We start from the raw sequence: 20,105 nt of genomic DNA, 5'->3' as shown, positions 1-20,105 counted from the left end.
GAATAACACCTGGCGTGCAATAACTGCACGCACTTTCACGATCGTAAAAATACGTGCGACCGATTTACGCAGGCCCATGCGTATTTCTGGTGCACATGGCGAAAAAACCCACTGCATGGGTGGATTGGCGGGGCGGGAACCTTTCTCATACGATCCATTTCGTAACCTTTCCGCTGCACTGCAACGTTGCCGTAGAAGCCGACCCAACTTGGCTTTGCCGTCTGCAGCGGCCCAGCTGATCTTGCAGGAGCCATCCCAATGCATCGACCGAAACGCATGCTTGTCGAGAATGTCGCGTGGGCGCATGAAACCGCCACGCGTGACCCCCAATTCTTTTCACGACTGGCACAAGGCCAGCAACCCCAGGTGTTATGGATTGGTTGCGCAGATAGCCGCGTACCGGCCGAAACCATTACCCATTCCAAACCGGGTGATTTATTTGTCCACCGTAATATCGCCAATCTGGTATGCCCGGCGGATGACAACACCATGAGCGTGCTCGAATATGCCGTGCGCGTGCTCAAGGTGGCGCACGTGATCGTGTGTGGGCATGACAGCTGCGGTGGTGTGCGCGCTTCATTGCTGCCGCCGCCCGATGGGCTGCCCCACGTGGCGCGCCGTATTGCGCCGCTGTGTGCTCTGGCCGGGCACCATCGCGCAGAACTCAACGCCGTGCCCGATTTGGAGGACCGCGTGAACCGCCTGGCCGAGCTGAACGTGCTCGAACAGGTGCGCTGCCTGCGCGAGAACCCTATCGTGCGCGATGCGGAACGACCGCCGCGCGTGCATGGCTGGATCTTCGGCCTGGCCGATGGGCGCATCCGCGTGCTGGCATCCGGCGACCCCGATGTCGAGCACGACGCCCGTGGCGACATCCTGATGCCCGCCGAGGCCATCGCCTGACGCCACGGCGGTGGCGCCCGTGGCCACCGCCTTCCACACGCTTTCTCTCCTCACGCATGCCGGCGCGGGTCTCCAGCTCGCCCGCCCGCAGGCAGGCGTTCGCGCGTGCACCGTTCATACAACACCAACACACCATCATGCAGACACCAACCTCACCGGCTTTCTTCCCGCGCGACATGCTCGCCGGGGTCATCGTGTTTTTTGTCGCCCTGCCGCTGTGCCTGGGCATTGCCAATGCATCGGGTGTCGACCCGCTTGCGGGGCTGCTCTCCGGCATGATCGGCGGCCTGGTGGTGGCGCTACTCAGCGGCTCGCAGCTGAGCGTGAGCGGCCCCGCTGCTGGCCTGGTCGTGATCGTGGTGGATGGCATTGCCAAACTGGGCGGGTTCTCCGCCTTCCTGGTGGCCGTGGCGCTGGCGGGCGCGCTGCAGTTTGTGTTCGGCGTGCTGCGTGCCGGGCGCTTTGCGGCATATGTGCCGTCGTCGGTCATCAAGGGCATGCTGGCGGCGATCGGCCTGCTGCTGATCATCAAACAGGTGCCACTGGCCTTGGGGCTGGCGAGTGGGGCGGGTGCTGGGGCTGGCGCGGCCGCCCCGGGCATGCTCGCCACGCCGTTCGGCACGTTTTCGATGACGGCGATGCTGGTGACGCTGCTCTCCGCTGCCGTGCTCATCGGCTGGGATACGCCGATGCTGCGGCGCTTTGCGGTGGTGCGCGCGCTGCCGTCACCGTTGGTGGTGGTGGCGCTCGGTATTGGCGTGACCTTGCTGCTGGATGCCGTGGCACCCGGCATGGCGCCGGCCGCTGAGCACCGCGTGGAACTGCCGTCGCTGGCATCGTTCGGCGCGTTGTTTGATGCACTGGAATCGCCCGCACTCGCCGCGCTCGGCAACCCAGAGGTCTGGCGCCTCGCGATGGCGCTGGCCATTGTGGCGAGCCTGGAGACACTGCTCTGCCTCGAAGCCGTCGAGCAGATCGACCCGAAGAAGCGCACCGCGTCGCCCGATCGTGAACTCAAGGCGCAGGGCATCGGCAACATGGTCGCCGGCGCGCTGGGCGCGTTGCCCATCACCTCCGTCATCGTGCGCAGTTCGGCCAACGTGCATGCCGGCGCGCAGAGCCGCTGGTCGGCCGTGGTGCATGGCGTGCTGCTGCTGGCCAGCGTGTTTGCGCTCACCGCCATCGTCAATCGCATTCCGCTGGCGTGCCTAGCCACCATCCTGATCTTTACCGGCTACAAGCTGGCCAAGCCGTCGTTGTTCATGTCGGTAGCGAAGCAGGGGTGGGATCGCTTTGCGCCGTTCATCGCCACCATCGTGGGCGTGCTGCTGACGGACCTGCTGATCGGCATCGTGATCGGCATTGCGCTGAGCATTGCGCTGGCGATTCGCGCCAACCTGCGCCGCACCATCGTCATGGCGCGCCATCACGACCACTTCCTGCTGTCGTTCCGCAAAGACGTGTCGTTCATGGGCAAGGTGCCGCTCAAGCGCTACCTGGCGCAGGTGCCGGACGGCGCCACGCTCATCGTCGATGGGGCCCGCGCGGACTACATCGACCCCGACGTGCGCGAGATGGTCGAGCAGTTCATCGAGGCGGCGCCCGAGCGCGGCATCGTCATCGAGCGCCATCATTTTGATGCGGCCGCACCCCAGCGCCCCGCCGGTTTGCGACTGCCGCGCCTGCCATTTGCGCGCGCGGCGGCCAGATAACGCCGTGTTAACCATTAACTTATTTTGAGTAATTTAGAGCCAAGCCTCGAAACATAATCAGCCTGTGCGTCTATCTGCGAGCGTTGGGGCGGTAGGCGCAGCTTGGCTCTGTCACGGTTCTGTGCGCGTAAATCCGCATAGATAAAGGCTCTTCGGTGTTTGAAAATGTTTGCAATTGCTGCTGTTTTAGTTAATAGACTGAATTTCAACAGGGCAGCCGATTAATCGGTTGGCACGTCAACAGAGCATCGAGCGGGGCGGAACGGCACATTATCAAACGCGCATTTGGAGCGGGAGGCAGACATGAAGACATGGCAATGCGGGACCCTGGTTTCAGTCGTTTTGACCGGGCTACTTGTGCTGGGCGGTTGCGCCAGCTCCGGCTCGGGCGACATGAGCGGTACCAGCGGCGGCGATGGCAGTTCCGCCAACAACGGCTCCGGGTCGAATGGTTCGAACGGCTCGAACGGCACGACCACCACGGCATCTACCACCCCCACCGGTGACGTTGCCAACAAAAGCGGCGGCGTGGTGACGGCCACGGGCGGCGCCATCAGCAGCCTCGGCACGGCCATCGGCGGCAGCAACCTGCCGAGCGCTTCGGCGCTGGGCAACGTGGTCGACAACGTGGGCAACACGGTCTCCACGCTGGGCACGGGTGTGCAGTCGGGCCTCGGCAGCATCGGCACCAGCAAGAACCCCATCGGCACGACGGTGTCTAGCACGGGCAATGTCGTCACCGCCGCCGGCAATACCGTGACGGCCACCGGCGGCCTGGTCGACAGCCTGGGCACCGGCCCACTGCAGCCGTTGTCTCCGGTAACCACGCCGGTGGGCGGTGCGGTTCAGCAGGTTGGCCAGGCGGTGGCCAATGCGGGTGGCACGCTCGGCACTGCGCTGTCGACCGGGCCGGTGGAGCAGGTGACGCAGCAGCTCAGTTCGGCCGTGGTGCCGCTGACATCGCAAGTCACCACCGCCACGCAGACGGCGGGTAACACCACCGGCCTGGGCGCACCGGGGACCAACCTGCTGCAGACCGTTGGCGGCGGAGTGGCGGGCGTCGGTACGTCGCTCACGGCGACGAATGCGCCGGTGGTCTCCAACCTGGGCGGCGTGGTGACGGCCACCGGCAACACGGTCGCCGCGCTGGGCGGGCCGCTGTCTGGCGGCAGCGGCTCGGGCAGCAGCCCGTTGGCCCCGATTACAGGGGCGTTGGGCGGTGCGACGGGCGGCAGCAACCCGCTCGGGGCAGTCACAGGCGCCTTGGGCGGTTCCGGCTCGGCCACGGGTGCAACGGCGCCGATCGGCTCGCTGGTCACGAATGTCGGGTCGTCGGTGACATCGACGGGGGCGACCACACCGCTGGCGCCGGTCACGGGTGCCGTGGGCGGGGCGCTTGGGACCGTTGGGTCGGCACTGGGCGGGGCGCATCACTGATCACGAATTCGCCGGGGGAGGGATACCGCTCATGCCTTGCGCTGAGCGGTTTTTTTTTTGCGCTTTTGGCGTGCGGCATCATCCGTCGGTTGGTGGACACTTGAACTGTCATGGGGCACCGTTTGTAATGCTCCTCTGTCCGCGCAGACTCCCTGCACGGCATCCGGAGACCCAAGATGATCAAGCACGCACTATTTGCCCGGCTCATCGCCAAGCCCGGCAAGGAGCAGGCCGTGGCCGACTTTCTAGCGGCCGGCCTGCAAATGGCCAATCAGGAAGCCACCACCCCATCTGGTTTGCGTTGCGCATTGCGCCCAACGTGTTCGGCATCTTTGATGCGTTTGCCAGCGAGGAGGATCGCCAGGCGCACCTCGACGGCCCGATTGCCAAAGCGCTCATGGCCAATGCGGCCGAGCTGCTGGCCTCGCCGCCGGAGATTGCATCGATTGACGTGCTGGGCCTGAAGAACACCGGCGCAAACTGACTGCCAGAAGCAATAAAACCGCCGCTGCCGGTGTGTGCCCGGATGCGGCGGTTTCTGTTGGCGAAGCGTACGTACCCTTAGCCCGGCACGCGCACCCAGCCTTCCATCAGCACACGCGCGCTGCGGCTCATGATGGCTTTGGTGACGGTCCATTCATCGTCGACCAGCTTGGCCTCCGCGCCCACGCGCAGCGTGCCCGACGGATGCCCAAAGCGCACCGCGCCACGTTCGCCGCCGCCGGCTGCGAGGTTGACCAGCGTGCCCGGAATGGCCGCAGCCGTGCCGATGGCCACCGCAGCCGTCCCCATCATCGCGTGGTGCAGCTTGCCCATGGAGAGCGCGCGCACGAGCAGGTCCACATCACCCGTGCCGACCTGCTTGCCGCTTGAAGACACATAGTCCTTCGGCGGCGCAACGAACGCCACCTTGGGCGTGTGCTGCCGCGTAGCCGCTTCGTCGATGCTCTTGATGAGGCCCATGCGCACCGCGCCGTGCGCGCGGATGGTCTCGAACATCGCCAGCGCCTTCGCGTCGCCGTTGATGGCGTCCTGCAGCTCGGTGCCGGTGTAGCCGATGGCCTCGGCGTTGATGAAGATGGTCGGGATGCCAGCGTTGATCATCGTTGCCTTGAGCGTGCCCACGCCGGGCACGTCCAGATCGTCGACGAGGTTGCCGGTGGGGAACATCGCGCCGCCGTCGCCATCTTCGTCCGCTGCGGGGTCGAGGAATTCGAGCTGGACTTCTGCGGCCGGGAAGGTCACGCCGTCCAGTTCAAAATCGCCCGTCTCCTGCACCGCGCCGTTGGTGATGGGCACGTGCGCAATGATGGTCTTGCCGATGTTGGCCTGCCAGATGCGCACGATGGCGGTGCCGTTCTGCGGCACACGGCTGGCATCCACCAAGCCGTTGCTGATGGCGAACGGGCCTACGGCGGCCGACAGGTTGCCGCAGTTGCCCGACCAATCGACGAACGGCTTGTCGATGGAGACCTGGCCGAACAGGTAATCGACGTCATGGTCCGCGCGCGTGCTCTTGGCGAGGATCACCGTCTTGCTGGTGCTCGACGTTGCGCCGCCCATGCCGTCGATCTGCTTGCCGTATGGGTCGGGGCTGCCGATCACGCGCATGAGCAGCGCATCGCGTGCCGCGCCAGGCTGCTGCGCGGCGAGCGGCAGATCTTGCAGGCGGAAGAACACGCCCTTGCTGGTACCGCCGCGGATGTACGTGGCGGGGACTTTCACCTGTGCGGGATGGCTCATGCGGCCTCCTTGTTCGATTCCAGGAAGTCCTGCGCAAAGCGCTGCAGCACGCCGCCCGCTTCGTAGATTGAGACCTCCTCGTCGCTGTCCAGGCGGCACGTGACGGGCACTTCCACGCGCTCGCCGTTCTTGCGATGGATCACCAGTGTGAGGTCCGCACGCGGTTGGCGTGCGCCGATCACGTCATAGGTTTCGGTGCCGTCAATGCCCAGCGTCAGGCGCGTGGTGCCCGGCTTGAACTCCAGCGGCAGCACGCCCATGCCGATCAGGTTGGTGCGGTGGATGCGCTCGAAGCCTTCGGCCACGATGACTTCCACGCCGGCCAGGCGTACGCCCTTGGCGGCCCAGTCGCGCGAGCTGCCTTGGCCGTAGTCGGCGCCGGCGATGACGATGAGCGGTTGCTTGCGGTCCATGTAGGTCTCGATCGCTTCCCACATGCGCGTGACCTTGCCTTCGGGCTCGATGCGCGCCAGCGAACCCTTCTTCACGGTGCCATCCACCACGGCCATCTCGTTGATGAGCGTGGGGTTGGCGAATGTCGCGCGCTGCGCGGTCAAGTGGTCGCCGCGGTGGGTGGCGTACGAGTTGAAGTCCTCTTCCGGCAGGCCCATCTTGGCGAGGTATTCACCCGCGGCGCTGCTGGCCAGAATCGCGTTGGACGGCGAGAGGTGGTCGGTCGTGATGTTGTCGCCCAGAACAGCCAATGGGCGCAGACCCTTGAGCGTGCGCTCGCCGGCCAGCGCGCCTTCCCAATACGGCGGGCGGCGGATGTAGGTGCTCTGCGCGCGCCAGTCGTACAGCGGGCTCACGCTGGCCGTGGATTCGGCGCGCTGCTCGAACATCGGGATGTACACCTGGCGGAACTGCTCCGGCTTGACCGAGGCGCGCACGATGGCGTCGATCTCTTCGTCGGTCGGCCACAGGTCCTTGAGCAGGATCGGCTTGCCATTGGCATCCGTGCCGAAGCTGTCGCGCTCGATGTCAAAGCGCACCGTGCCCGCAATCGCATACGCCACCACCAGCGGCGGCGAGGCAAGGAACGCCTGCTTGGCGTACGGGTGGATGCGGCCGTCAAAGTTGCGGTTGCCCGACAGCACGGCCGTGGCGTACAGGTCGCGGTCGATGATCTCTTGCTGGATCTTCGGGTCCAGCGCGCCGCTCATGCCGTTGCAGGTGGTGCAGGCAAACGCGACGATGCCGAAGCCGAGCTTTTCCAGTTCGGCTTTCAGGCCAGCCTCTTCCAGATACAGCTCAACAGCTTTGGACCCCGGCGCCAGCGAGCTCTTGACCCACGGCTTGCGCGTCAGGCCCAGGCGGTTGGCGTTGCGGGCCAGCAGCGCGGCGGCAATCACGTTGCGCGGATTGCTGGTGTTGGTGCAGCTCGTGATGGCGGCGATGATGACCGCGCCGTCCGGCATCTGCCCTGGTGTTTCTTCCCACTTGCCGGCGATGCCCTTGGTGGCGAGGTCCGTCGTGGCCACACGTGCGTGCGGGTTCGACGGGCCGGCCATGTTGCGCACCACGCTCGACAGGTCGAAGCGCAGCACGCGTTCGTATTCCGCATGCTTGAGCGTGTCGGACCACAGGCCTGCGGTCTTGGCATACGTCTCGACCAGCTTGACCTGCTCGTCGGTGCGGCCAGTGAGGCGCAGGTAGTCGAGCGTGTTGTCGTCGATCGAGAACATGGCGGCGGTGGCGCCGTACTCGGGGGCCATGTTCGAGATGGTGGCGCGGTCGCCCAGCGTGAGCTTCGATGCGCCTTCGCCGTAGAACTCCAGGTACGCGCCCACTACCTTTTGCTTGCGCAGGAATTCGGTCAGCGCGAGCACGATGTCGGTGGCGGTGATGCCGGGCTGGCGTTGGCCCGTCAGCTCCACGCCGACGATGTCCGGCAGGCGCATCCACGAGGCGCGGCCGAGCATGACGTTTTCCGCTTCCAGACCGCCGACGCCGATGGCGATCACGCCGAGTGCATCCACGTGTGGCGTGTGGCTGTCGGTGCCGACGCAGGTGTCGGGGTAGGCCACGCCGTCGTGCGCCTGGATGACCGGCGACATCTTCTCCAGGTTGATCTGGTGCATGATGCCGTTGCCCGCCGGGATCACGTCGACGTTCTTGAACGCGAGCTTGGTCCAGTCGATGAAGTGGAAGCGGTCTTCGTTGCGGCGGTCTTCAATGGCGCGGTTTTTGGCGAAGGCGTCGGGGTCGAAGCCGCCGCATTCCACGGCGAGGGAGTGGTCGACGATCAGCTGCACCGGTACCACCGGGTTGACCTTGGCGGGGTCGCCGCCTTGGTCTGCAATCGCATCGCGCAGGCCCGCCAGGTCGACCAGGGCGGTTTGGCCCAGGATGTCGTGGCAGACCACGCGGGCGGGGAACCAGGGGAAATCGAGATCGCGTTTGCGCTCGATGAGTTGCTTGAGGGAATCGGTGAGGGTGGCTGGGTCGCAGCGGCGGACCAGATTCTCGGCTAGGACGCGGGAGGTGTAGGGGAGTTTGTCGTAGGCGCCGGGTTGGAGGGCTTCTACGGCTTCACGCGCGTCGAAGTAATCCAGCGTTGTGCCGGGGAGGGGCTTTCTGTGGGTGGTGTTCATGATGTCGGTACATCCCTTGTTTCATCCCCTGCCGGGGCTGAGTCACTTTCTTTGTCTTGCCAAAGAAAGTAACCAAAGAAAGGCGCGCCCGATGCGGCGACTTCCTCCTTGAATTTATGTCGCAAGGAGGAGAAGGGGAAAACTCGCTGCGCTCAGACAGTTCCCCATCTTTTTTCCTCCTTGCAACAGAAATTCAAGGCGCCGCATAGGGCAGGAACGTCAAAGGCCAAACCGTCTGAGTGCGTGCGCTGGCGTTTCTCTTACGCGCGCTTGCTGATCGGCACGAACTTCAGGTCTTCCGGGCCGGTGTAGTTGGCGCTCGGGCGGATGATTTTGTTGTCGATGCGTTGCTCGATGATGTGTGCGGCCCAGCCCGACGTGCGTGCGATCACGAACAGCGGCGTGAACATCGCGGTGGGCACGCCCATCATGTGGTACGACACGGCGCTGAACCAGTCGAGGTTCGGGAACATCTTCTTGACGTCCCACATCACGGTTTCCAGGCGCTCGGCAATGTCGAACATCTTGGTGTTGCTGGCTTCTTTCGACAGCTTCTTCGCCACTTCCTTGATGACCTTGTTGCGCGGGTCGGACACGGTGTACACCGGGTGGCCGAAGCCGATCACGACTTCCTTGGCTTCGACGCGGCGGCGGATGTCGGCTTCGGCTTCGTCCGGGGTGTCGTAGCGCTTCTGGATCTCGAAGGCGACTTCATTGGCGCCGCCGTGCTTCGGGCCGCGCAGCGCGCCGATGGCGCCGGTGATGGCCGAGTAGATGTCCGAGCCCGTGCCGGCAATCACGCGGCCGGTGAACGTCGAGGCGTTGAACTCGTGTTCCGCATACAGGTTGAGCGATACGTGCATCGCATCCACCCACGACTTGGACGGCTCCACGCCATGCAGCAGGTGCAGGAAGTGGCCGCCGATGGAGTCGTCATCCGTTTCGACTTCGATGCGCTTGCCGTTGTGGCTGTAGTGGTACCAGTACAGCAGCATCGAGCCGAGCGAGGCCATCAGGCGATCCGCGATGTCGCGTGCGCCGGGGGTGTTGTGGTCGTCCTTTTCGGGCAGCACGGTGCCGAGCACCGACACGCCCGTGCGCATCACGTCCATCGGGTGGGCGGAAGCGGGCACCCATTCCAGCGCGGCCTTCACGTTGGCGGGCAGGCCGCGCAGGGCCTTCAGCTTGGCTTTGTAGGCGGTCAGCTCGGCCTTGTTGGGCAGCTTGCCGTGCACCAGCAGGTGGGCGACTTCTTCAAACTCGCACGCGGCGGCCAGGTCGAGAATGTCGTAGCCGCGATAGTGCAGGTCGTTGCCGGTGCGGCCGACGGTACACAGTGCGGTGTTGCCCGCCGTCACGCCCGACAGGGCCACGGACTTCTTCGGCTTGAATGCGCCTGCGTTCGGCGTGCTGTTATCGGCTTCGCTCATGGTGATGGTCTCCTTGGATGCGTGGAATGTTGTAGGCGTTATTTCTGGGCGGCGTGTTGTGCGGAAAACAGCGCGTCCAGCTTGTCTTCGTACGCGTGGTAGCCGAGATATTGGTACAGGTCTGCGCGGGTCTGCATGGTTTCCACGGCCGCCTTCTGCGTGCCGTCGCGCATCAACACCTGATAGAAGTTGAGCGCCGCCGCGTTCATCGCGCGATACGCGCCGCAGCAGTACAGGGCGATGTCCACGTTGGCGCTGGCCAGCTCTTGCGTAGTGAACAGCGGCGTGCTGCCGAACTCGGTCAGGTTGGCCAGGATGGGCACCTTCACCGCGGCCTTGAAGCGGCGGTAGTCGTCCAGCGTCTTCATGGCTTCCGGGAAGATCATGTCCGCGCCCGCTTCCACGTAGGCCACGGCGCGCTCGATGGCGGCGTCGATGCCTTCCACGGCGGCCGCGTCGGTGCGGGCCATGATGACGAAGTCGTCATCGGTGCGGGCGTCCACGGCGGCTTTCACGCGGTCGACCATCTCGTCGGCCGGAACCACTTCCTTGCCCGGGCGATGGCCGCAGCGCTTCTGGCCGACCTGGTCTTCCAGGTGCACGGCGGCCACGCCTGCCTTGATGAACGAGCGGATCGTGCGTGCGATGTTGAAGGCGCCGCCCCAGCCGGTGTCGATGTTGACCAGCAGCGGCACCTGCACGGCGTCGGTGATGCGGCGGGCGTCGATCAGCACGTCTTCCATCGTGCTGATGCCCAGGTCCGGAATGCCCAGCGAGTTGGCGGCCACACCGCCACCCGACAGGTACACGGCCTTGAAGCCTGTCTGCTCGGCCATCTTGGCGGCGTAGGCGGTAATAGCGCCCACCACTTGCAGCGGTTGGGACTCGGCAACTGCCTGGCGGAACTTGGCACCCGCGCTGACGGGCTGACGTTTGGTTGTGCTCATGCGTGCTCCACAAAGAATGAACCCTTAGAGCAGGAAGCGGGCCACCCGAAATGCCGCCCGTAACCCCTTGATTTGTATGGAAGTGCGCTTGCCGCCCAGCGCCACGTCATTTCAGAAATGAAATTCCAATTTCAATAAGGAAATGCGAGGCGCATAATGCTTTGGATCATGAGTCCCACACCCGATCTCCCCTCCCTGGCAGACCGCCCACGCATCTGGGCGTGCGGCATCAGCCGCCTGAGCGATCTGTTCCTCGACATTGCCGCCGAGTACAACGACCGCGCTGAGCTGCGCGTCATCACGCGCGGCTTTGAAGACATCGTGCGCGAGATCGATGCGGCGGGCTCTCAGCGCCCGGACGTGGTGGTGGCGGGCGGCTCGAATGGTGCGTATTTGAAGCCGCGTCTGACGTTGCCGGTGGTCGTTATCAACCCGACCGGTTTTGACGTGATGCACGCGCTGGCGCGTGCGCGGCGTGCGTCTGCGGAGTCGAAATCCGTCGCGCTCGTCACGCACGGCGATACGCCCGACGAGGTGCGCCGCTTTGTCGCCGCGTACAACATGAACGTGGTGTTCGCCTCGTATGCATCGCGGCAGGATGCGGAAAGTTGCGTGCTGGATCTGCGCGACCGGGGCGTGGGCGCCGTCGTCGGCCCTGGCCTGGTGACGGACTTGGCCGCGCAGGCCGGCATGCAGACGGTGTTTCTGTATTCGCGCGATTCCGTGCGCGCCGCCTTCGACACTGCGCTGGAAGTTGTGCAGGCAACCCGCCGCGAAGCGCAGCGCCGCCAGCGCCTGGACAACCTGCTGCAGCATCTGCGCGACGGTGTGGTCGCGCTGGATGCGCAAGGCCGCGTTGAAGCGCTGAACGAGCGGCTTGCTACTGCCCTCGGCATCGACGCCAAGCAAGCGATCGGGCATCCGCTGCTCAGTATTGCGCCCAACTTGCTGGGCCTGCTGCCCGATGCCGATGGCGACACGCTGGGCACGGTGCGCGGCGTGAGCTACGTCATCCATCGCGGCCCGCTGGCGGGCATGGGCGCGGCAGAGGGCACCGTGTTCACCTTTCAGGAATCACGTGCGGTGGAACGGCTCGATCGCACACTGCGCTCGCGCCAGCGCCCGCAGCAGTTCAGTGCGCGTTATCGGCTGGATGACCTGGTGGGTGACTCCGCGCCCATGGCGCGCGTGCGCACGCTGGTGCGCCGCTATGCCAAGTCGGATGCCACCGTGCTGGTGTTGGGCGAATCCGGCACCGGCAAGGAGATGGTCGCGCAGAGCATGCATGAGCTGAGCGCGCGGCGTGACTTTTCGTTTGTCGCCATCAACTGCGGCGCGTTTCCCGAGGCGCTGCTGGAGAGCGAACTCTTCGGCTACGAAGAAGGCGCCTTCACCGGCGCACGCAAGGGTGGCAAGGCCGGGCTGATTGAAGCCGCGCATCGCGGCACGCTGTTCCTCGACGAGATTGGCGAGATGCCCCTGCCGCTGCAGAGCCGCCTGCTGCGCGTGCTGCAGGAGCGCGAGGTGGTGCGGCTGGGCTCGACCGAACCCACGCGCGTCGACATCCGCGTCGTCGCCGCCACGCACCGCGCGCTGACCGATGCGGTGGAGGCGGGCACTTTCCGCGCGGATTTGTACTACCGCCTCAACATCCTCAGCATTGCGCTGCCCCCGTTGCGCGAGCGCACTGACGACGTGATGCCCCTGGCCGCTGAACTACTCGTGCAAGCCGCCCGCCGCGAGCCACGCCTGCTGCTGCGCATTCCAGACACCGACGTCGCCAGCCACCTGCTGGCGGCCATTGCCGACCCGCTGCGGCACTACGCGTGGCCCGGCAACGTGCGCGAGCTGCAAAGCGTGATCGAACGCATTGCCGTGGAGCTGGCCGATATCGATGAACTCAGCGGCGAGCCCGGCGCCATCACCCAAGATGTCCTTCGCATGATCGCGCCCGAAGTGTTTGCGCAGCCGGTGCGCGGCAAGAAGGGCCCGCAGACCCTGCGCGAACGCAGCCGTGGCGTGGAAGCGGAGGAAATCCGCGCAGCGCTGGCCGCGCATGGTGGAGATCGCGATGCGGTGTGTGCCGCGTTGGGTATCAGCAAGACCACGCTCTGGCGGCGGTTGCAGGCCGGATAGTTGCGAGCAGGATGCGGAGAACGTCGCCCCTATACTGTCGGCCTCACAAACCGCCACGCCCACGCCATGTTTTCTCCGCTCCACATCGCCGACAGCTCAGTGCGTCGCGCCAGGAGACTGTGGACCAACTACGGCATCTTCTGGCTCGGGGCCGTTCTTGTGGGGTTGATGTCCGTGGCCTACGCGAAGCTCATCGACTTGGGTTTCGCGCTCTTTCGCAACATGGCCTCGCACGCGTTCTGGCTGCCACTGGTCATCACGCCGCTGGGTGCCGCGCTTGCCATCTGGCTCACGCGGCGGTTCTTTCGCGGTGCAGAGGGCAGTGGTATTCCACAGGTGATTGCAACGCTGGAAGATGGGCGCCTGGCGAGTTCGCTGCTTTCGCTGCGCATCATGGCTGGCAAGATCGTGGTCTCGTTCCTCGGCATCCTCTGCGGCTTTACGATCGGCAGAGAGGGCCCCACGGTGCAGATTGGCGCGTCGCTCATGTACGCCATGCGGCGTGGCTATCGTCGCAGCAGCCAACACATCGAACGGCAACTCGCACTTGCCGGTGCGGCAGCGGGGCTTGCGGCTGCGTTCAACACGCCGCTGGCGGGCGTGGTGTTTGCCATTGAAGAGCTCACGCGCAGCTTTGTGGCGCGAAACAGCGGCACGCTCATCACCGCCATCATTTTTTCAGGCGTGGTGGCGTTGGGCTTGCAAGGCAACTACCTGTACTTCGGGCGCATCCAGGCCATCGGGCAATTTCATCCGGCGTTGATCCCGCTTGTGATTGGCGCCAGCCTGCTCTGCGGTGTAGCGGGCGGTGCGTTTGCCTGGCTGCTGCTCAACCTGCCGCGCTGGATGCCCGCCCCACTGATGGCGCTGCGACAGGTGCGGCCCGTGTGGTTTGCCTTTCTGTGCGGCGTAGCCATTGCCGTGGTGGGGTTGGCTTCGGGCGGCACCACATTCGGCAGTGGCTATGCAGAAGCGCGCGGTTTGTTGGAGACCCATCAAGTGCTGTCGCCGTTCTACGCCGTGTTCAAGTTCGCCGCGCTCATCGCCTCTTACCTGTCCGGCATTCCTGGCGGCATATTCGCGCCGTCTTTGGCGATTGGCGCGGGGCTTGGCAACGTCATGTCGCTCGTCACATCAGCGATACCGCTACCCAGTCTCGCCGCGCTTTGCATGGTGGGCTATCTGGCGGCGGTCACGCAGTCGCCCATCACCGCCTTCGTGATCGTGATGGAGATGATCGACGGCCACGAGATGGTCTTGCCGCTGATGGCGGTGGCGTTGCTCTCCAGCCAGATATCGAAGGCGCTGACGCCGTCGTTCTATCACACGCTTGCGCATCGGTTTCGTGCATCGGTGCCGCGCCCGCTTCCGCAGTGATCCTGGGCCGGAGCATCGGCACCCGTGCGCCGATACTCGGCATTTGACGATGCCTGCGCTTACCCGCGCCGCGCCGCCTCGATCGTGGCGATATCGATCTTCGTCATCGTCATCATCGCGTCGAATGCGCGCTTGGCCGCTGCGCGGTCCGGGTCGGTAAAGGCCGCGGTGAGTGCGCGCGGCGTGATCTGCCACGATAGGCCCCATTTGTCCTTGCACCACCCGCACGCGCTTTCCTGCCCGCCGTTGCTGACGATGGCGTTCCACAGTCGATCGGTCTCGGCCTGATCGTCCGTTGCGATCTGGAACGAAAACGCTTCGCTGTGCTTGAACTGCGGGCCGCCATTCAGCCCCAGGCAGGGGATGCCCGCCACGGTGAACTCCACCGTCAGCACATCGCCCTCGTGGCCGGCGGGGTAGTCACCCGGCGCGCGATGCACGGCGGTGACTTTGCTGTCGGGAAAGGTGGCTGCGTAAAAGTTGGCCGCGTCCAGCGCATCGCGGTCGTACCACAGGCAGATCGTGTTTTTGCTGACCATGCGTGTCTCCTGAAGGGGGCGCCGGCATCTGTCACCTTCCACACCGCATCAAGCGTCCGTGTTGCATGGGCTCGGCCTGATGGGCGAGACGTTTGCCGGTTGCCGCTGTTGGGGGTTTCCACTGTCTCACACGCGAGCGGTGCATGCCATCTCGCTTGCCATCGCCCGCGCGGTGTTGGTGCGATGCGGGTCTGAAATCAGAATGCAGGCAATTGAAACTATACGCAATAAACGTATAGTTTGTGGCATCATGGAAGCCACCTTCATTGAGTTGCCGCCTTTTCAGCGGCTGCGAGAGCACTATCTTTCGGATGACGAATACCGAGCCCTTCAGTACACGCTGCTCGCCCAGCCCGACGCTGGCGATGTGATCAAAAGCACGGGCGGATTGCGCAAGATCCGGTTTTCGGACAAACGGCGCGGCAAAGGCAAACGCGGCGGCTTGCGCGTCATCTACTACTACTGGGATGCATGCGGGCAATTTTGGATGTTTGCCGTCTATGACAAGGACGAAGCGAGCGACCTTTCCAGCGACGAGCGCAAAGTGCTCGCGCAGTTGCTGGAACGCGAAGTTAAGGCGAGGAGCGGGCGATGAAACGGAATCTGTTTGCGGAACTGAAAGAGGGAATGGACGCGCTCGCCGCAGAGCGCGAAGGAAAGACCACCCTGCGCAAAATCAAAGTGCGCGCCCCTGAACCGGTGAATGTGAGTGCAGACGAGATCAAGGCCGTCCGCGCGGCGGCTCATGCTTCACAGGCCGTCATGGCGCGCCGGTTGCGCGTGAATGTGCGGACGTACCAGAACTGGGAGCAAGGCACTGCTAAACCGAATACGCAAGCGGCCGTGCTCATCAAGCTGGTGGAAAAGCATCCGGAAACACTGCAGATGCTGGAAGCGCTTTGAATGCGTTGTTCCCCCGACAAGCCGCCGCACAGGCGGTTTTTTATTTGTCGCGAGTGACTTCCCTGGCCCGCACCAAGCACCTCACATGGCCGAATCAGGCAGCTTGGCGATCACCTTGATCTCAAACTGAAAGCCGTAAAGCCACGTCACGCCGATGCCCGTCAGCGTTGGGTAGGGCGCTTCGCCCCAATGCTCGCCGACCACCTTCCAGATCGGCTCGAACTGCGTCTCGGGGTTGACGACGAAGACCGTGACATCGATCACATCCTGGAACGTGCAGCCTGCGGCGGACAGGATGGCATGCAGATTCTCAAACGCCAGCCTGACCTGCTTCTGCAGATCGGGCTCGGGCGAGCCATCGGGCCGGCTGCCCACCTGGCCTGACACAAACAGAAAACCATTGGAGCGGATGGCCGGCGAATAACGGTTCTGCTCGTACAGGGCTTGGCGCGCGGCCGGGAACACAACATCGCGTGCAGACATGAATCACTTCCTTGCAGGGGGTAGATGGGTCAATGGACGGCTGCGCAGCCACCGGCACTGTAGGCGTTCGTGCCCCAGCGATAAACCGCCCATACCTACAATCACCGTTTGGTGTTTCCAAACAATCTTTCGGGAAGAGGAGCTGACGTGGACCGTTTTGATGCGCTACAGGCGTTCACCCGCGTCGTGGAGGCGGGCAGTTTTACCAAGGCCGCCCAGACGCTACAGATCAGCAAAACCACGGTCACCCAATTGGTGCAGCAGTTGGAGGCGCATCTGCGCGTCAAGCTGCTGAACCGCACGACCCGGCAGGTCAATGTCACGCCTGATGGCGCTGCCTATTACGAGCGCGCCGTACGCCTGCTGGCTGATCTGGAAGACGCCGACACCAGCTTGTCTTCCGCGTCCGCCACGCCCCGGGGGCGCCTGCGCGTGGATGTGCCGACCCCATTCGCGCGCCTCGTCCTGGCGCCTGCGCTGCCGGCATTCCACGCGCGCTATCCCGCCATCCAGCTGCACATCGGCGTGAGCGACCGCATGGTGGATGTGATTGGCGACAACGTGGATTGCGTGCTGCGTGGCGGCGAGCTGGCGGATTCCTCGCTGCAGGCACGTCGCGTCGGGGAGCTATTGCTGGGCGCCTACGCTGCGCCGCGCTATCTGGAGCAGGCCGGTGCGCCCACGCAGCCCAGCGACCTTGAGCATACGCACCACCGCATGGTCGGTTTTCTCAGCGCCCGCAGCGGCAAGGTCATCCCGCTGAGCCTGCAGCGCGATGGCGAACGTATCGATGTGCGCGCGCGCTACATGGCCGCACTGGATGATGGCAACGCCTACCTGGCGGCCGGCTTGGCCGGAGTGGGGGTGTTTTGGCTACCGCGTTACATGGCGGACGCGCACGTGGCGCGTGGCGAACTGATCCCGCTGTTCACCGATTGGCACGTCCCGCCCATGCCGATGTATCTGGTGTATCCGCCCAACCGGCACGTCAGCGCAAAGCTGCGGGCGTTCATGGCATGGGTGGATGAACTGATGGCGAGCCTGGCGCCGTCGAGCTGACTGAGCGCGCCAGCCCCTCTTCAGTTGGCACCGCCGGTGGTGGCAGCCGGTGAAGAAGCGGGGGCGGGCTCGGAGTGGGTGGGCGGCGCCTGCACGGGCGGTGTGGCCGCCGGTGCGGACGCTGGCGCTGCAGGGGTTGCGGGCGCTGCCGGTGTCGCAACAGGTGCCGCAGCCGGCGCTGAAGCGGGGGCCGCAGCAGGGGCCGAAGCCGGTGCCACTACCGGCACAGGCGGCGCGGCCGGCGTCGGCACCACGGGCGTGGTCATCTTCATCGGCTCGCCCTGCGGCGTGGGTGCCGGTTCGGGCAGCGGTGCCACGTGTTCCTTCTCCGCCGCCTTGGCCACCTTGCGGTCCTGGCGCGCGGGGTCGATCTTCAAAAAGTGGTCGACCAGGTTGAAGTAGCGCTCGTAGAACACCCCGGCCGGAATCGTCTCGCTGGCCACCTTCACCATCGAATCGTCGCCCGAGCCGATCGGCAGCGACACCGACCCCAAGATGCTCAACCCCACGCTGGCCGATGTGCTCGTCTTCTTGAGCGAGTAGCGGTCTTGCACCGCGTTCACGTAGGCCGTGCTGGACGTGCCGTCGGTATTGGCGTCTGCGCACACGATATGGAACGAGATCACCACGTGCGTGTCGTTGCTCGGCTGGAAGTTCTTGCTGCCGTCGATGGTGTCTGCGCGCGGCGAGGTTGACACATAGCCCTGGCTGAGCAACGCCCGGCGCGCGGCTTCGCAGGTGGCATCCGACCGTGCATGGAAGGTGCGCGCGTAGGGGCTGGCCGCCGCATCGAACTGCTCTTGCTGATAGAGCGGCGTGGGCGCGGAACTGCACGCCGACAAGGCGGCAATCGCGCACGAAACGGAGAGCAGGCGGAAGCGGTAGGGCATGGTGTTGGCAAAAAGGGCTTGGCAGCGCCACTGCGTGTGCGGCGCAAGTTTTGTGCGCGGTGGCGGGCCGGGCGTCATTATAAGTTTGTCGGATGACGGGCGGCGCCAAATGCACGTGATGGTGCGCCGGTTGATGCGCGCGCACATCAGCCTGCCCACACTGCGCTCCAAAACCCGTACGCAAACGATTTGGCCCCCCGCGTTTGCTATAGCCACGGCAATCCTTGCCGATGCAATCTCCTGGCACGGCCACTCCGGCGCCGTCGCTCCAATACCAACAATATGAACGCCGGACGAACGAACGGGGGAACCACCATATGAACTTCCAACACTTGACGGTGCGCGCCAAGCTCACCATGGCCTTTGGCTTGCTCGCGGGGCTGGTTTTGCTGGTTTCGGGACTGGCCGTGCAATCACTGAGTGCGGCCAACGATCGCTTTGCCGAGTATGTGAGCGGCATCAATGCGCGCGCCGCCCTGGCCGAACAGGTGCGCACTGCCGTGGACCGCCGCGCCATCGCCGCACGCAATCTGGTGCTGGTGACCACCGCCGCTGACACCGACCTAGAAAAAGCCGCCGTCACGCAGGCGCATGAAGACGTGCAAGCGCGCCTGCGCGAGCTCAAAGACAAGGTCGCCAGCGCGCGCGACGCCACTGGTCAAGCCCGCAACCTGATCGGCGAGATCGACCGTGTGGAGACGCAATACGGCCCCGTGGCACTGGCTATCGTCAATGCCGCGCTGACGGGCAAGCGCGAAGCCTCCATCGAGATGATGAACACGCAATGCCGCCCCCTGCTTGCCGCGCTCATCAAGGCGACCAACGCCTATAGCGACTACACCCACCAGCGCGCGCATGAGATGGAGCGAGAGGCAGCGGAGCACTATGCGTTTCAACGCGCGCTGCTGATCGCCATCTGCCTGGTGACGGTGCTGGGTGCGATTGTGGCGGCGTTCTTCATCACCCGGGGCCTCACGCGCGCATTGGGTGCCGAGCCGGACGCACTGAGCGCCATCACGCGCCGCGTTGCCTCGGGCGACCTGAGCCCCGTGCCGGGCGGACAGGCTGCACCGCGCGGCAGCATTCTCGCCTCCATGGCGGACATGCAGACCAGCCTTGTGCAATTGATCGACCAGGTCCGCCAAGCGGCGCATGGCATTGCCAGCGACGTGGGGCAGATCGCTAGCGGCAATCAAGACTTGTCTTCGCGCACCGAGCAGCAGGCATCGTCGCTGCAGGAAACAGCGTCCAGCATGGAAGAGCTGACCTCCACCGTGAAGCAGAACGCCGACAACGCGCAACAGGCCTGCACGTTGGCCGCCGATGCATCCGACATCGCACAACGCGGTAGCAGCGTTGTGGGCAATGTGGTGAGCACCATGACTGACATCCGCGACAGCTCCGCCAAGGTGGCGGAGATCACCGGCATCATCGAAGGCATTGCCTTCCAGACCAACATCCTCGCCTTGAACGCCGCTGTTGAAGCGGCCCGCGCGGGCGAGCAGGGCCGGGGCTTTGCCGTGGTGGCCAGTGAAGTGCGCAGCCTGGCGCAGCGCTCGTCCAGTGCCGCCAAGGAAATCAAAGACCTGATCAGCACCTCGGTGGAGAAGATCCAGAACGGCTCCACCCTGGCCGAGAGCGCCGGCAAGACCATGGCCGAAGTCACCCGGGCGGTGAGCCGCGTGACGGACATCATGGGCGAGATTGCCGCCGCCTCCGTGGAGCAGAGCCGCGGTATTGAACAGATCAACCAGGCGGTGACGCAGATGGACCAGGTCACCCAGGAGAATGCCGCGCTGGTTGAGCAGGCTGCCGCTGCGTCGACTTCGCTGGAAGGGCAGGGCCAACAACTGAGCCGCGCGGTGGCGTTCTTCCGGTTGAGTGGCGTGCCGGCGGCTTGAGCCAGCGCGCCACCCTGATCCACTACGCAATCCGCAATGGAGGGCCGGGGC

At 64.8% G+C, this 20,105-nt stretch carries 15 protein-coding genes and 2 pseudogenes; 10 read left to right on the top strand and 7 right to left on the bottom strand.

All coding sequences use genetic code 11. From position 1 onward, the window contains the following. The first annotated feature begins 258 nt into the window (after nt 1-258). From ACS7SF_RS21890 to ACS7SF_RS21875, 4 genes and pseudogenes are all read left to right on the top strand, one after another. On the top strand, nt 259-903 hold the full coding sequence (locus tag ACS7SF_RS21890; RefSeq protein ID WP_439894223.1) for a carbonic anhydrase: 645 nt from the start codon (nt 259-261) through the stop codon (nt 901-903). A 137-nt stretch (nt 904-1,040) separates the two neighbouring features. After that, nucleotides 1,041-2,615: a SulP family inorganic anion transporter gene (locus ACS7SF_RS21885; RefSeq protein ID WP_439894222.1), complete on the top strand. Its 1,575-nt coding sequence runs from the start codon at nt 1,041-1,043 to the stop codon at nt 2,613-2,615. A gap of 303 nt (nt 2,616-2,918) precedes the next feature. Then, nucleotides 2,919-4,052 carry a collagen-like triple helix repeat-containing protein gene (locus tag ACS7SF_RS21880; protein ID WP_439894221.1) on the top strand — a complete coding sequence of 378 codons (1,134 nt, stop codon included), beginning with the start codon at nt 2,919-2,921 and terminating at the stop codon, nt 4,050-4,052. Nucleotides 4,053-4,228: 176 nt separating this feature from the next. Further along, nucleotides 4,229-4,536 (top strand): annotated as a pseudogene (locus ACS7SF_RS21875) (putative quinol monooxygenase). Between the two features lie 77 nt (nt 4,537-4,613). Here ACS7SF_RS21875 and prpF read toward each other — a convergent pair. The 4 genes from prpF to prpB all read right to left on the bottom strand — a co-directional run bounded on the left by prpF (nt 4,614) and on the right by prpB (nt 10,766). Next, the gene (prpF, locus tag ACS7SF_RS21870) at nt 4,614-5,795 is read right to left on the bottom strand and encodes a 2-methylaconitate cis-trans isomerase PrpF (protein ID WP_439894220.1); all 1,182 of its coding nucleotides are present in this window, start codon (nt 5,793-5,795) and stop codon (nt 4,614-4,616) included. Continuing rightward, the gene (gene acnD, locus ACS7SF_RS21865) at nt 5,792-8,389 is read right to left on the bottom strand and encodes a Fe/S-dependent 2-methylisocitrate dehydratase AcnD (protein ID WP_439894219.1); all 2,598 of its coding nucleotides are present in this window, start codon (nt 8,387-8,389) and stop codon (nt 5,792-5,794) included. The genes prpF and acnD overlap by 4 nt, the downstream gene beginning before the upstream one ends. 260 nt (nt 8,390-8,649) lie before the next feature. Beyond that, nucleotides 8,650-9,819: a bifunctional 2-methylcitrate synthase/citrate synthase gene (prpC, locus tag ACS7SF_RS21860; protein WP_439894218.1), complete on the bottom strand. Its 1,170-nt coding sequence runs from the start codon at nt 9,817-9,819 to the stop codon at nt 8,650-8,652. 38 nt (nt 9,820-9,857) lie between these two features. Next, complete coding sequence (gene prpB, locus ACS7SF_RS21855) at nt 9,858-10,766, bottom strand: methylisocitrate lyase (RefSeq protein ID WP_439894217.1); 909 nt, start codon at nt 10,764-10,766, stop codon at nt 9,858-9,860. A 168-nt stretch (nt 10,767-10,934) separates the two neighbouring features. On the opposite strand from prpB, the gene prpR reads away from it, so the two are divergent. Beyond that, nucleotides 10,935-12,902, top strand: coding sequence for a propionate catabolism operon regulatory protein PrpR (prpR, locus tag ACS7SF_RS21850; RefSeq protein WP_439894216.1), 1,968 nt, complete (start codon nt 10,935-10,937; stop codon nt 12,900-12,902). Nucleotides 12,903-12,968: 66 nt separating this feature from the next. Next, nucleotides 12,969-14,279, top strand: a complete 1,311-nt coding sequence (locus ACS7SF_RS21845) for a chloride channel protein (protein WP_439894215.1) — start codon at nt 12,969-12,971, stop codon at nt 14,277-14,279. 59 nt (nt 14,280-14,338) lie between these two features. Here ACS7SF_RS21845 and ACS7SF_RS21840 read toward each other — a convergent pair whose 3' ends face one another. Further along, nucleotides 14,339-14,818, bottom strand: a complete 480-nt coding sequence (locus tag ACS7SF_RS21840; protein WP_439894214.1) for a VOC family protein — start codon at nt 14,816-14,818, stop codon at nt 14,339-14,341. Between the two features lie 250 nt (nt 14,819-15,068). Here ACS7SF_RS21840 and ACS7SF_RS21835 point away from each other — a divergent pair, with 250 nt between their 5' ends. Together ACS7SF_RS21835 and ACS7SF_RS21830 are read left to right on the top strand one after the other, a co-directional pair. Next, entirely contained in the window at nt 15,069-15,413 is a 345-nt protein-coding gene (locus tag ACS7SF_RS21835) for a toxin (protein WP_439894213.1), read from the top strand. After that, nucleotides 15,410-15,721 carry a helix-turn-helix domain-containing protein gene (locus tag ACS7SF_RS21830; protein WP_439894212.1) on the top strand — a complete coding sequence of 104 codons (312 nt, stop codon included), beginning with the start codon at nt 15,410-15,412 and terminating at the stop codon, nt 15,719-15,721. Before ACS7SF_RS21835 ends, ACS7SF_RS21830 begins: the two co-directional genes overlap by 4 nt. Before the next feature lie 81 nt (nt 15,722-15,802). Here the strand turns inward: ACS7SF_RS21830 and ACS7SF_RS21825 are convergent, their stop codons facing one another. Beyond that, nucleotides 15,803-16,204: a RidA family protein gene (locus ACS7SF_RS21825; protein ID WP_439894211.1), complete on the bottom strand. Its 402-nt coding sequence runs from the start codon at nt 16,202-16,204 to the stop codon at nt 15,803-15,805. Nucleotides 16,205-16,351: 147 nt separating this feature from the next. Here ACS7SF_RS21825 and ACS7SF_RS21820 point away from each other — a divergent pair, with 147 nt between their 5' ends. Further along, entirely contained in the window at nt 16,352-17,263 is a 912-nt protein-coding gene (locus tag ACS7SF_RS21820; RefSeq protein WP_439894210.1) for a LysR substrate-binding domain-containing protein, read from the top strand. A 20-nt stretch (nt 17,264-17,283) separates the two neighbouring features. Here ACS7SF_RS21820 and ACS7SF_RS21815 read toward each other — a convergent pair whose 3' ends face one another. Beyond that, nucleotides 17,284-18,153 carry a DUF2242 domain-containing protein gene (locus tag ACS7SF_RS21815; RefSeq protein WP_439894209.1) on the bottom strand — a complete coding sequence of 290 codons (870 nt, stop codon included), beginning with the start codon at nt 18,151-18,153 and terminating at the stop codon, nt 17,284-17,286. Nucleotides 18,154-18,470: 317 nt separating this feature from the next. Between ACS7SF_RS21815 and ACS7SF_RS21810 the strand changes: the two are divergent. Beyond that, a pseudogene (locus tag ACS7SF_RS21810) lies at nt 18,471-20,051 on the top strand (methyl-accepting chemotaxis protein); the annotation flags it as partial. Nucleotides 20,052-20,105: the final 54 nt, after the last annotated feature.

Origin of the sequence: Ralstonia sp. 25C (genome assembly GCF_051904805.1) — a bacterium.
Taxonomy (GTDB): Bacteria; Pseudomonadota; Gammaproteobacteria; order Burkholderiales; family Burkholderiaceae; genus Ralstonia.
This window is presented reverse-complemented; position numbering and strand designations above follow the sequence as displayed.